Consider the following 13,163-nt stretch of genomic DNA (forward strand, 5'->3'; position numbering starts at 1 on the left):
TCTGGCAGTTGAAATGGGAACGCCGTGTGCCGTTCCGGGCACACGGCGTTCTTACACGTGAATCAGGCAGGCAGGGTTCGACTAAGCGTTGAGCCAGCACTCGCCAAGCGCGTAGCCGTCCATCATTTCGCCGATAGGGCTCTTGGCAAAGCCGCTGATCTTGTTGGTGGCGGCGGCATCGATGAATTGGTTGAAGAACGGGACGATCAGGCCGCCTTCGTCGCGCATCAGCACCGCCATGTCGTGGTAGATCGCCTTGCGCTTGGCCTGGTCGAGTTCACCGCGCGCAGCAAACAGCATCTTGTCGAATTCCGGCCGCTTGAAGCGCGTGTCGTTCCAGTCGGCGGTCGAAACGTAGCCGGTGGAATACATCTGGTCCTGCGTGGCGCGCCCACCCCAGTAGGAGAGCGAGAAGGGCTGCTTGTTCCAGACTTCCGACCAGTAGCCGTCGCCCGGCTCGCGCTTGATCTCGATCTTGATGCCGGCCTTGGCGGCGCTCTGCTGGTAGAGCTGGGCCGCGTCAACGGCGCCGGGGAAGGCGACGTCGGAGGTGCGCAGCAGGATGGAGCCGCTGTGGCCCGACTTCTTGTAGAGCGCCGCCGCCTTTTCCGGATCGAACTTGCGCTGCTCGATGTCGGTGGAAAACAGCGGGTAGGCTTCATTGATCGGAAAGTCATTGCCGACCGAGCCGTAGCCGCGCAGGATCTTTTCCAGCAATTCATCACGGTCCATGGCGAGCTTGAGCGCCATGCGAAGGTCATTGTTGTCGAACGGCGCCGTATCGCAGAACATGTTGAACGGATAGTAGCCCTTGCCCGACACGTTCTCGATGGTGACGCCCGGGATGCGCTTGACCAGGTCGACGACCTTTGGCTCGACGCGGTTGATCATGTGCACCTGGCCGCCCTGCAGCGCGGCCAGCCGCGCCGTGGCGTCATTGATGACGACGATCTCGATCTGGTCGGCATGGCCCAGCTTGTCGCCTTGCCAGTAGTTGGCGAAGCGCTCGCCGCCATGGCGCACGCCTGGCTGGTTGACGGTGACCTTGTAGGGGCCGGCGCTGATGCCGGCATTCGGATTGTCCTTGCCGCCATTCGGCTGGATGACGAGATGGTAGTCGGCCATGAGGTAGGGGAAGTCGGCGTCCGCATCGCCGAGCGTGACGATGACTTCCTTGCCGCTCGCCTTGACGCCCTTGATGTTCTTGAGGATGCCGAGCGCGCCGGACTTGGACTTCTCGTCGGCATGGCGCTCGATCGTGGCGGCGATGTCTTCCGCGGCCACCGTCTTGCCATTGTGGAACTCGATGCCGTCACGCACCTTGATCGTCCAGGTCTTGGCGTCCTTGGAAGCGCCGATCTCCTCGGCAATCATGTTGGTCAGGCTGTTGTCCGGCATCAGCCGGACCAGATATTCGCCCCACTGCTTGCCGAAGCTGTAGGTGACCTGGCTGAGGTTCAGCGCGGGATCGAGGCTGTTGGTCGATTCACCGCCCTGCAGGCCGGCCTTGAGGATGCCGCCCTTGACCGGCGTCTGTGCGAAGGCTTTCCCGGCCAGCGTCGTTGCCAGCGCCGCCGACACACCCAGCGCCGCGGTGCGGCCAAGGAAGTCGCGACGTGATATCCAGCCCTGGCCGGCGAGCTCAGCGAGATGGTCGAGTTCAGTCTTCATGTCCTACCCCTTGTTGAAAATAAAGTCACACCGGCGGCGCCTGTCCGGAAGGACGTGTGGCGCCCTAGTGTTGCATGCTGATGACGATGGTCGCTCCCCGGCCAGTCGCTTCAGCCTATCCCTTTGTTTGTTTAGCGCAATCCCGGGCGGAAAACCCGCTCGCCCTCCTGAATTCTCAGTTCCCCGCGCTGGCCATGCGCCGCCCCTTGATGGCCTTTTCCAGCCAGCCGATCTCCATTTCCGGAACCGACGACAAGAGCAGGTCCGTATAGGCATCGAAAGGCGGCGTGAGAACCTTGCTCTTCGAGCCGTAGCGCACCACTTCGCCGCGATACATCACCGCAATCGAATCGGCGATCGACTTCACCGTCGCCAGGTCGTGGGTGATGAAGAGATAGGCGACCTTTTCGTGCTGCTGCAGGTTCAGCAGCAGCTTCAATATGCCGTGCGCCACCAGCGGATCGAGCGCCGATGTCACTTCGTCACAGATGATCAGCTTCGGCTTGGCGGCAAGCGAACGCGCGATGCACACGCGCTGCTTCTGGCCGCCCGAAAGCTCGGCCGGATAGCGGTCGAGGAAACCCTTGCCCATCTCGATCTCGTCGAGCAGTTCGGCAACGCGCTTGTCGCGTTCGCGGCCGCGCATGCCGAAATAGAATTCGAGCGGGCGGCCGATGATGGTGCCGACGGTCTGGCGCGGGTTCATCGCCACGTCGGCCATCTGGTAGATCATCTGCAACTGGCGCAGGTCCTCCTTCGGCCGGTCGGCAAGCCGGTTGGCCAGCGGCCGCCCATCGAAGGTGACGTTGCCTTGCTCGGGCGGCAAAAGTCCGGTGATGGCGCGCGCCAGCGTTGACTTGCCGGAGCCGGATTCGCCGACCACGGCCAGCGTCTGGCCGGGGTAGATATCGACCGAGACGTTCTTCAGCACCTTGACCTGGCCGCCGCCATAGGCGGCGGTGACGTTTTTCACCGACAGGAACGGTGTCGCGCCCGGCTTCTGTTCGGCATGTTCGATCTCATGCACCGAGACCAGCGCGTTGGTGTATTCCTGGCGCGGCTCCTTGATGATCTGCCTTGTACCGCCCCATTCGACCAGCCGGCCGTGGCGCAGCACCATGATTTCGTCGGAGACCTGGGCGACGACGGCAAGGTCGTGGGTGATGTAGAGCGCCGCCACATGGGTGTCGCGGATGGCGTCCTTGATCGCCGACAGAACGTCGATCTGCGTCGTCACGTCCAGCGCCGTCGTCGGCTCGTCGAAGACGATCAGGTCCGGTTCCGAGCACAGCGCCATTGCCGTCATCACGCGCTGCAACTGGCCGCCCGAGACCTGGTGTGGAAAGCGTTCGCCGATGGTTTCGGGGTTTGGCAGGCTGAGCTTCTTGAACAGTGCCACAGCGCGCTTTTCCGCCTCGGCGCGTGTCGCCGTGCCGTGCAGCAGCGTGGCTTCCACCACCTGGTCCATCAGCCGGTGCGCTGGATTGAAGGCGGCCGCCGCCGATTGCGCCACGTAGCAGACCTCTCGGCCGCGCAGCTTGCGGAAGCCTTCCTTGCCGCCCTTCAGGATGTCGCGGCCATTTAGGATCACCTCGCCGCCGGTGATGCGCACGCCGCCGCGGCCATAGCCCATGGAAGACAGACCGATGGTCGACTTGCCAGCGCCGGACTCGCCGATCAGGCCCAGCACCTTGCCCTTTTCCAGCGTCAGCGAGACATCGTGCACCAGCACGATGTTCTTTGGCGCCTCGCCGGGCGGGTACACCGTGGCCTCGATGCGCAGGTTCCTGATATCGAGCAGCACGCCTGGCTTGGGTTGTCCGGGTTTCGCTTTGCTGTCGGCCATCACCCGCGTCCTCCCTTCAGGCTTGTCGTGCGGTTGAGGATCCAGTCGGCGACAAGGTTGACCGAGATGGCGAGCGCCGCGATCGCCCCCGCCGGAATGAGCGCGGCGGCAATGCCGAAGACGATGCCGTCCTTGTTCTCCTTGACCATGCCACCCCAGTCGGCGTCCGGCGGCTGCACGCCAAGGCCGAGGAAGGACAGCGTCGACAGGAACAGCACCGCGTAGATGAAGCGCAGGCCGAGTTCCGAAACCAGCGGCGACAGCGCATTGGGCAGGATTTCGCGGAAGATGATCCAGGCACTGCCTTCGCCGCGCAGCTTTGCCGCCTCGACATAGTCCATGACGTTGATGTCGACGGCGACCGCGCGCGACAGGCGGTAGACGCGTGTCGAGTCGAGGATGCCCATGACCAGGATAAGCGTCACCAGGTTCGTCGGCAGCACGGAGAGCACGACCAGGCCCATGATCAGTGTCGGGATCGACATCAGGAGATCGACGAGGCGCGACAGGATCGTGTCGAACCAGCCACCGAACACCGCCGCCGAGAAACCGAGTATGGCGCCGAGCGAGAAGGACAGCGCTGTGGCCAGCACGGCGATGAACAAGGTGATGCGGGCGCCGTAGATCATGCGCGACAAGAGATCGCGGCCGAGATTGTCGGTGCCCAGCCAATGCGTTGCCGACATCGGCTCCCAGACGTCGCCGACGATCTCGGCATTGGCGTGCGGGGCGATCAACGGTGCGAAGACCGCCGCCAGCACGAACAGGGCGGTCAGCACCAGGCCGATCAGGGCGGGGATGGGGATGCGTTTTATATCGAGCATGCCCGCCCCCTCACTTTGGATGTCTGAGACGCGGATTGGCGACGATCGCCGCTATGTCCGCGATGATGTTGAGGCTGATGTAGACGGCGGCGAAGATCAGGCCGACCGCCTGCACCACCGGCACGTCGCGCTTGGTGACGTGGTCGACCAGATACTGCCCCATGCCGGGATAGACGAAGATCACCTCGACCACGACCACGCCGACGATGAGATAGGCGAGATTGAGCATGACGACGTTGATGATCGGCGCGATCGCGTTCGGGAAGGCGTGCTTGCGGATGACCGCGAAGGCCGAAAGGCCCTTGAGCTCAGCCGTCTCGACATAGGCCGACTGCATGACATTGAGGATCGCCGCGCGGGTCATGCGCATCATATGGGCGAGCACCACCAGGGTGAGCGCCGTCGCCGGAAGCGCGATGGCCTGCATCCGCTCGCCGAACGGCATGCCGTCATAAACGGTCGATATGGCCGGGAAGATCTGCCATTTCACGGCGAAGAAATAGACCAGGAGGTAGCCGATGAAGAATTCGGGGAAGGAGGTGGAGGCGAGCGCCAGCCCGGAGATCAGCTTGTCGACCCAGCCATTGCGGAAGCGCACGGCGATCAGACCGAGGATGATCGCCAGCGGCACCGCCACGACCGCCGCCCAGAAGGCGAGGAACAGCGTGTTCCACAGCCGCCCCTTGATCGACGTGGCGATATCCTGGCCGCTCGACATGGCCGTGCCGAGGTCGCCGGTCAGCACGCCGCCGAGCCAATGGAAATACCTGACATAGGCCGGATCGTTCAGCCCGAGCTGCTCGCGCAGATTGGCGAGCGATTCCGGTGTCGCCGATTGTCCCAGAATGGCTTGTGCGACGTCGCCGGGCAGGATCTGGGTGCCGGCGAAGATGAGGACCGATATGGCCAACAGAAGGAGGATGCCCAGCGCAATGCGCTGGGCGATTAGTTTCAGGATGGGTGAAGACATCTCTGCAAAGCCGGACTCAGGCCTGCAGCCAGCACTTCGCCAAGGCGTAGCCGTTCATCAGTTCCTGGTGCGGATCATCCACCCAGCCATCGACCTTGGCGCCGGTGGCGTCGATGAACTGGTTGAACATCGGCAGGATCAGGCCGCCTTCGTCGCGCACCATCACAGCCATGTCGTGGTACATCTGCTTGCGCTTGGCCTCGTCCAGTTCGGCGCGCGCCGCGAGCACCATCTTGTCGAAGTCCGGCCGCATGAAACGCGTGTCGTTCCAGTCGGCGGTCGACAGATAGGCGGTCGAGTACATCTGGTCCTGCGTCGAACGCCCGCCCCAGTAGGAAGCGCAGAAGGGCTGCTTGTTCCAGACCTCGTTCCAGTAGCCGTCGCCGGGCTCGCGCTTGAGCTCGATCTTGATGCCGGCCTTGGCCGCGCTCTGCTGGAAGAGCTGGGAGGCATCGACCGCGCCCGGGAAGGCAACGTCCGAGGTCCGCAGCAGCACGGTGCCGTCATGGCCCGACTTCTTGTAGTGGAACTTGGCCTTGTCCGGATCGTACTTGCGCTGCTCGATCTCGGTGAACAGCGGGTAGGCGGCGTTGATCGGGAAGTCGTTGCCGAGCGAACCATAGCCGCGCAGCACCTTGGTCAGCATCTCCTCGCGATCGATAGCGAGCTTCAGCGCCATTCTGAGGTCGTTGTTGTCGAACGGCGCTGTATTGCAATGCATGATGAAGACATAGTGACCCGGACCCGCATGGTTGCGGATGGTCACCCCCGGCACGCGCTTGATCAGGTCGACGATCTTCGGCTCGACGCGGTTGATCATGTTGACCTGGCCGCCCTGCAGGGCGGCCGTGCGCGCCGTGGCGTCGTTGATGACGATGACTTCGATCTGGTCGGCATGGCCCATCTTGTCGCCCTGCCAGTAGTTGGCGAAACGCTCGCCGCCGTGGCGCACACCGGGCTCGTTGGTCTTGACCACGTACGGGCCGGCCGAGATGCCGGCATCGGGCTTGTCCTTGCCGCCATTGGGCTGGACGATCAGGTGATAGTCGCTGAGCAGGTAGGGCAGGTCGGCATTGGCCTCTTTCAGGGTCAGCACCACTTCCTTGCCGCTAGCCTTGATGGTCTCGATGCCCTTCATGTAGCCGAGCGCGCCGGATTTCGACTTCTCGTCGGAATGGCGCTCAAGCGTGGCCGCCACGTCCTCGGCGGTCACGGTCTTGCCGTTGTGGAACTCGACGCCGTCGCGGATCTTCAGCGTCCAGACCTTCGCGTCCTTGGATGAGCCGATGTCCTCGGCGATGCGGTTCTCGAGCTTGCCGTCCGGGGACAGCTCGACGATCATTTCACCCCAGCACTTGCCGAAGGCGAACGGCACCTGCGTCATCATCAGCGCCGGATCGAGGCTGTTGGTGGATTCACCGCCGACCAGGCCGGCTTTCAGCGTGCCGCCCTTGACCGGGCCTGCCGCGCGCGCCGCACTTGAAAGAAGCGAGTTGGCGAAAGGTGCCGCGATGCCGAGTGCCGCCGCCCTGCCGAGAAAGTCACGACGGCTCAGCTTGCCTGCTGCGACACGCCGGCTAAGGAATTCCAGTTCGTTTGACATTTTGAGTTCCTCACTCTGTTGGTTCGACTCTGCGGTCGATTTTTGTTTTTAATTCTCCCTGAATAATGAGGGTAAGCCAATGCCGTAAGCAAGACCGAATGCGACATGCCGTGGCGTAAATCGTACGTCGCATTTGGACCAACGGCTTGGGATCTCAAACGAGCGCGCGTGGAATTTTTTCCTCGAAATTGCGCTCGAACACGATTTTTTCACCCTCATAGGCTTCGATTCTGGCGCTGAGGATGAAGTTTTCCGCGTCCGACCGCATCTCTGCCCATGTCTCGGTGCGGACCGACCATTCATTCCGCGACAGGGTCTGGGTCCAATGGGTTTTTCCCGAGGCGGACAGCGGATCGTCTGGATGGATCGCCCAGGTCTCGCGGGCGATGCTGCCGTTGACCAGGCCATGGTCGAGATCGCGCACCTCGCCAAAATCATCAGATATGGAAAGCGTGACGATCCCCGTCTTTTCGTCGCGATCGACATGGCGTTCGGAATTGGCGGGCCGGACCATTTCCGTGGCCCAGGGCGTAGCGCCTTCCGGCTCGGCGAACGTCGTTTCGTCGCCTGTCGCCAGCGGGCGCAGCGGCAGGGCCAGCGTCGCCGCCGACAAGGCGAGCTGTACCGGCTGTGGCGAGGGCCAGATGACAGGCCAGTAGGCGTTCGACACCGCGATGCGCAGCCGGTGGCCCGCCGGCACGCGATAGGCGCATTGATCGAGCACGACGCGCGCCGAAGCGGTTTCGCCCGCCACCAGCGCCCGCGGAAATTCGTGCGACGCCCGGTGCGTCAGGTTGAGCACGCCGTAGGAGATCAGTTCCGAAGCGCCGTCGGGATGCACGTCGCACAGCCGGATCGCGATGTTGGCCTGTGGGCGGTCGGAAGAGAACGTGACCTCGACTACCGGCGCGCCGACGATGTCGATCGGCTCCGTGAGCAGTGGCTGATCAAAAAAGACCGACAGCGCATCGTCGGGGCGCTGGTCGCCCGGCAATTCGGGTCCGAAGGTGAACGGAAAATATTCGCCGCCGGCGAGACCACAATTCTGCGGCGAGGCGACGATGGCAGGTCGGCTTCCCTTGGGGAGCAGATCGATCGTCTGGCTCTTGATTGTGGGCGAGGGCCATTCTGTCTCTGCCACCCAGCGGCCTGGCCGCTCCGGGTGCCAACGTGCCGGGCGCACGCTGTCCATCACATAGGCGCGGTAGGCGGGATCGTTCTCGACGCCGGTCTCGGCGCCCTTCAGCCAATGGTCCCACCAGCGCAGGGCTTCCTGCAAAAAGCCGATGGCCGGGCGGGGGCCGGCATAATGCGGATATTTGTGGATCCACGGGCCGACGATGCCCTTTACCGGCGCCTCGATGTTGGTCACCAGGTGCGAGATCGTGTTGCGGTAGCCGTCATGCCAGCCGCCGATCGACAGTACGGCGGCATGAATGGCGGAAAAATCCTCGCAGATCGAGCCGCGTTTCCAATAGGCGTCGCGGTGCTGGTGCTTCAGCCACAGCGGTGCGAGGAACGACTGGTTCTCCAGACGGGTCAGCCACAGGTCCCGCCATCTGTTGTCGCCGGCAATCAGCGGGTCCGGCGGCCGCGACGAAAAGGACAGCATCGTCGAGGCCCAGCCGAAATTCTCGATCAGCAGGCAACCGCCCTTGTAGTGGATGTCGTCGGCATAGCGGTCGACGGTCGAACACAGGCTGATCACCGCCTTCAGCGCAGGCGGCTGCTTGGCCGCCACCTGCAGGCAGTTGAAGCCGCCCCAGGAGATGCCCATCATGCCGACATTGCCGTTGCACCAGGGCTGAGCCGCCGCCCAGGCGATGACGTCGCATGCGTCCTGCAACTCCTGCTCGGAATATTCGTCGTCCATCAGCCCTTCGGAATCGCCATTGCCGCGCATGTCGACGCGGATCGAAGCGTAGCCGTGGCCGGCAAAATAGGGATGCGTCAGCTGATCGCGAAAGATGGTGCCGTCGCGCTTGCGGTAGGGCAGATGCTCGAGGATGGCAGGCACCGGATCGTCGCCGGCATCTTCCGGCATCCACACCCGCGCCGACAGCCGGCAGCCATCCGGCATGACGATGCCCATGTCAGGAAATTCGACGACTTTGCGGGGGAATTCGGTAATGGTTTTCATGCTGCGCATAACGCCCCGCGGCACGGCAACTTTCAATCGCCATTCGCGACTGGAGCAGCGAAATATGCGACCTGTGCTGCTACCGCTTCATTCTCTCAATTCAGCGGAATATCGTTCTCGGCCTTGCTCGCTTGGTACGCTTCGGACAGTTCGTCGTAGCGTGCCGAGATGGTGCCGATGCGCGTTTCCAGCCGTTGGCGTTCGGCCTCGGGCAGCGCGCGCACAAGCCTGCGGATCGAAAAACTCTTCCAGTAGGCATTCTCGGCATTGTAGCCGCCGGGGTCGAGGGTGAAGACCTCTTTCAGGATTTTCAGATCGTGCGGGATGGCGAAACTGTCGCGCGAATCCTCGTGGCTGAAGAGGTAGTAGAAATTGTCGAAGCCGGTCCAGGTGATCGCCGAAAGGCAGAGCGAGCAGGGTTCATGCGTGGCGATGAACAGCGCGTCCTTGGTATCGACACGCTCGGCCCTGGGCATTTCATAAAACCGCTTCAGGCAATGCACCTCGCCGTGCCAGAGCGGGTTTTCGATCTCGTTGTTGGTCTCGGCCAGCACCAGCGAGCGGTCGTCCTTGCGCAGGATCGCCGCGCCGAACAGCTTGTTGCCGTGCGCGACGCCTTCCGCCGTCTTCGGAACGATGTCGTGCTCGATGACGTCGAGCAGGCGGTCGATCAGTGAAATGTCGGTCATGACGGGTCTCCTGCTGCATGTCGGCCAAAAGTGCCCGCGGTTTTGGGTGGCGACATGCACAAAGATCAAGGGAGATGGATCTCGTAAGCGTGCGAGAAATGGAACTCTTCGAGGTTGGAGCCGTCGCCGCCACGGTCGACGATCAGGAAATCCTGAGCCTCGCCAAGCGGCGTCAGCACGCCGTGCCAGAGATTGCGGGAATAGTTGACGCCTTGTCCCGGCGCGGTGATGAAGGCATGCGGTTCGCCCGGCCCCTCCTTGCCGTCATGGCAGACGACGACCAGGAATGGGCGCGGCGACAGCGGAATGAAGGCCTGGCTGCCGAAGGGGTGGCGCTCGACCATGGTCAGTTTGAGCGGTATTTCGTAAGGCGTGCCGCGCACCATGGAGATCAGCACCCGCGCGTTCGGTCCCGTCGCCTCGGCGGTCGCCAGATCATGGTAGCGCTCGGCCTTGCCGCCATTGATCGGGTAATGGTTGTCGCCGCCCATGTCGATGACATCGCCAAAGGGGGCAAAGGCCTCGCGGGTCAGCGGCCGCGCGACGATATGAGCCGGGATGGAGCGGGTCACCGCGAGTGGCCGCCGATGCCAGCCCCGCCGAGCTTGGCGTGCCGGTTGACGTCCTTGTAGAGCAGATAGCGGAATTTGCCGGGGCCGCCGGCATAGCAGGCCTGCGGGCAGAAGGCGCGCAGCCACATATAGTCGCCGGCCTCGACCTCGACCCAGTCCTGGTTGAGGCGATAGACCGCCTTGCCTTCCAGCACATAGAGCCCGTGCTCCATCACATGCGTCTCGGCGAAGGGAATGACGGCGCCGGGCTCGAGCGTAACGATGGTCATGTGCATGTCGTGGCGCAAATCGGCCGGATCGACGAACCGTGTCGTGGCCCAGCGGCCTTCGGTGCCAGGCATCGGCGAAGGCGCGATATCCTGCTCGTTGGTGAAGAAGGCTTCAGGCATATCGAGGCCGTCGACCGCTTCGTAAGCCTTGCGAATCCAGTGGAAACGGACGGCGGCCGTGCTTTCGTTGCGAACTGTCCAGCCGCTTGACGGCGGCAGGAAGGCGAAGCCGCCTGGCCGCAAGACATGCTTCCTGCCGGCAAGCATGACCGTCAATTCGCCTTCGACCACGAACAGGGCACCCTCGGCGCCGGCATCGGGCTCCGGCCGCTCGCTGCCGCCGCCGGGCGCGACCTCGACGATGTATTGCGAGAACGTCTCGGCGAAGCCGGACAGCGGCCGAGACAGGATCCAGACGCGGGTCTTGTCCCAGAACGGCAAGGCGCTGGTGACGATATCCTGCATCACGCCCTTGGGGATGACGGCGTAGGCCTCCGTGAAGACGGCACGGCCTGTCAGCAGTTCGGATTGACCGGAATGGCCGCCATGCGGCGCGTAGTAGGTTCGGTCGGGCATCCTGATCGTATCCATGGTTTCAAACCTATTGCGGTAGCATGTCCCTGAGGCGGAGCAGCGCGATGCGCTCGACCTGTTTGCAGGCGGTTTCGAATTCGACGCCGCGGCTGTTGCCGATGCGCGCCTCGAATTCCGCCAGGATTTCCTCCTTGGTCTTGCCCTTCACCGCGATGATGAAGGGGAAGCCGAAGGTGGTGACGTAGGCTGCGTTGAGCTTGGAGAACAGTTCGCGTTCCTTGTCCGTCAGCGCGTCGAGGCCGGCCGAAGCTTGTTCCCGGGTCGATTCCGCCGTCAGCCGCTTGGCCTTGGCCAGCTTGCCGGCAAGGTCTGGGTGGGCGTTGAGCACACCGAGCCGCTCGGTTTCGCTGGCGGCACGGAAGACGCGGCAAAGCGCATTGTGCAGGCCGCCTGCCGTGTCGTGCGCCGGACCCAGTTCCAGTTCGTAGGCCCGTTCGGCAATCCACGGCGAATGCTCGAACACGCCGCCGAACGTGTGGACGAATGTCTCGAATTCCATCTTCGACGGCCTGAGTGCCGCCGGCTTGTAAGGATGGTTCTCTTGCCAGTGGCGGGCGATGTCGATGCGCCGCGCCAGCCAGACCTTGTCGTGAGACTTCACATAGTCGACGAAGCGCTTCAGCGCCGCGACCCGGCCCGGGCGCCCGACGAGCCGGCAATGCAGGCCGATATTCATCATGCGCGGCCGTCCGGCCTTGCCCTCGGCATAGAGCGTGTCGAAACTGTCCTTGAGATAGGCGAAGAACTGATCGCCCGAGTTGAAGCCCTGTGGCGTGGCGAAGCGCATGTCGTTGGCGTCGAGCGTATAGGGGATGATGAGCTGCGTGCCGCCTGCATGCTCGAACCAGTAAGGCAGTTCGTCATCATAGGTGTCGGAGACATAGTCGAAGCCGCCTTCCTCGGCGACCAGACGCACCGTGTTGACCGAGGTGCGGCCCGTATACCAGCCGGTCGGGCGCTGGCCTGTCACTTCGTAATGCAGCCTGATCGCCGCTTCGAGGTCGCCGCGCTCGTCCGCGGCGCTGTGGTCGCGGTAATCGATCCATCTCAGCCCATGCGAAGCGATCTCCCAGCCGGCGTCCTGCATGGCCGTGACCTGGTCGGGCGAGCGTGCCAGCGCGGTGGCGACGCCGTAGCAGGTCACAGGCACTTGCTGCTCGCTGAACAGGCGAAGCAGCCGCCAGAAGCCGGCCCGCGCGCCATATTCATAGATCGATTCCATGTTCCAGTGGCGCTGGCCCACCCAGGGTGCGGCGCCGACGATTTCCGACAGGAAGGCTTCCGATGCCTTGTCGCCGTGGAGCACGCAGTTTTCGCCGCCCTCTTCGTAGTTGACCACGAACTGTACGGCGACATGCGCACCGCCTGGCCATTTCGGATCCGGCGGATTGGCTCCGTAGCCACGCATGTCTCTTTCGTAACGCATCGTCCCTCCCGCCGGGCATCGCCCGAAGTATGATCAGGATATCGAAAGGGTGCTTCTCGCATTCCCCCGAAAATTTTTGAAAGTGTTTTTGTCGCACTCCGCTCGACCGGGACTTATGCATCGCCTTTAATTGGCGCACAATTCATCACTGTTGTTCTGATGTACCTGGATGGGAGGCGGCCAATGGCTGAAACGTCGAAAGCCGATGGCGGGCGCCTGACGACCCATGTGCTGGACACGGCGACCGGCAAGCCGGCGGCCGGACTGTCGATCGCACTCTATCGTCTCGACGGTTCGGCCAGGAAACATCTGAAGACTGTCGCAACCAATGCCGATGGCCGTTGCGACGCGCCGCTGCTGGTAGGCGCTGAGTTCCGCACCGGCGAATACGAACTGGTGTTCGCGGCTGGCGACTATCTGCGCGGCCAGGGCACAAAGCTGCCCGAGCCCGCTTTCCTGGATAGCGTGCCGATCCGCTTCGGCATGGCGGAGGCGGTGCACTATCACGTACCCTTGCTGATCTCACCCTACGGCTATTCGACCTACAGGGGGAGCTGAG

The 13,163-nt window shown here is 63.2% G+C and carries 11 protein-coding genes; 1 reads left to right on the top strand and 10 read right to left on the bottom strand.

The window, feature by feature from the left end; all coding sequences use genetic code 11:
- Window positions 1-81 precede the first annotated feature (81 nt).
- The 10 genes from AC07SZ_RS14135 to puuE all read right to left on the bottom strand — a co-directional run bounded on the left by AC07SZ_RS14135 (window position 82) and on the right by puuE (window position 12,604).
- Window positions 82-1,671, bottom strand: coding sequence for an ABC transporter substrate-binding protein (locus AC07SZ_RS14135; protein ID WP_494914692.1), 1,590 nt, complete (start codon window positions 1,669-1,671; stop codon window positions 82-84).
- A 175-nt stretch (window positions 1,672-1,846) separates the two neighbouring features.
- Window positions 1,847-3,517, bottom strand: coding sequence for an ABC transporter ATP-binding protein (locus AC07SZ_RS14140; protein ID WP_056569122.1), 1,671 nt, complete (start codon window positions 3,515-3,517; stop codon window positions 1,847-1,849).
- Window positions 3,517-4,341, bottom strand: a complete 825-nt coding sequence (locus AC07SZ_RS14145; protein ID WP_172371154.1) for an ABC transporter permease — start codon at window positions 4,339-4,341, stop codon at window positions 3,517-3,519. The genes AC07SZ_RS14140 and AC07SZ_RS14145 overlap by 1 nt, the downstream gene beginning before the upstream one ends.
- A gap of 10 nt (window positions 4,342-4,351) precedes the next feature.
- Window positions 4,352-5,311 (bottom strand): ABC transporter permease, encoded by a 960-nt coding sequence (locus tag AC07SZ_RS14150; protein ID WP_056569129.1) that lies wholly within the window; start codon window positions 5,309-5,311, stop codon window positions 4,352-4,354.
- Window positions 5,312-5,327: 16 nt separating this feature from the next.
- Window positions 5,328-6,914 carry an ABC transporter substrate-binding protein gene (locus AC07SZ_RS14155; protein WP_056569132.1) on the bottom strand — a complete coding sequence of 529 codons (1,587 nt, stop codon included), beginning with the start codon at window positions 6,912-6,914 and terminating at the stop codon, window positions 5,328-5,330.
- Between the two features lie 154 nt (window positions 6,915-7,068).
- Complete coding sequence (locus AC07SZ_RS14160; RefSeq protein WP_494914694.1) at window positions 7,069-9,054, bottom strand: CocE/NonD family hydrolase; 1,986 nt, start codon at window positions 9,052-9,054, stop codon at window positions 7,069-7,071.
- A 95-nt stretch (window positions 9,055-9,149) separates the two neighbouring features.
- Complete coding sequence (locus tag AC07SZ_RS14165; protein WP_056569136.1) at window positions 9,150-9,743, bottom strand: nucleoside deaminase; 594 nt, start codon at window positions 9,741-9,743, stop codon at window positions 9,150-9,152.
- A gap of 65 nt (window positions 9,744-9,808) precedes the next feature.
- Entirely contained in the window at window positions 9,809-10,315 is a 507-nt protein-coding gene (locus AC07SZ_RS14170) for an ureidoglycolate lyase (protein ID WP_494914695.1), read from the bottom strand.
- Window positions 10,312-11,175 (bottom strand): bifunctional allantoicase/(S)-ureidoglycine aminohydrolase, encoded by an 864-nt coding sequence (locus AC07SZ_RS14175; RefSeq protein ID WP_056569143.1) that lies wholly within the window; start codon window positions 11,173-11,175, stop codon window positions 10,312-10,314. The genes AC07SZ_RS14170 and AC07SZ_RS14175 overlap by 4 nt, the downstream gene beginning before the upstream one ends.
- A 10-nt stretch (window positions 11,176-11,185) precedes the next feature.
- On the bottom strand, window positions 11,186-12,604 hold the full coding sequence (puuE, locus tag AC07SZ_RS14180) for an allantoinase PuuE (RefSeq protein WP_494914696.1): 1,419 nt from the start codon (window positions 12,602-12,604) through the stop codon (window positions 11,186-11,188).
- Window positions 12,605-12,787: 183 nt separating this feature from the next.
- Here puuE and uraH point away from each other — a divergent pair, with 183 nt between their 5' ends.
- Window positions 12,788-13,162, top strand: coding sequence for a hydroxyisourate hydrolase (gene uraH, locus AC07SZ_RS14185; RefSeq protein ID WP_056570324.1), 375 nt, complete (start codon window positions 12,788-12,790; stop codon window positions 13,160-13,162).
- Window position 13,163 lies beyond the last annotated feature (1 nt).

Source organism: Mesorhizobium sp. GW821-FHT07A06 (assembly GCF_059419085.1).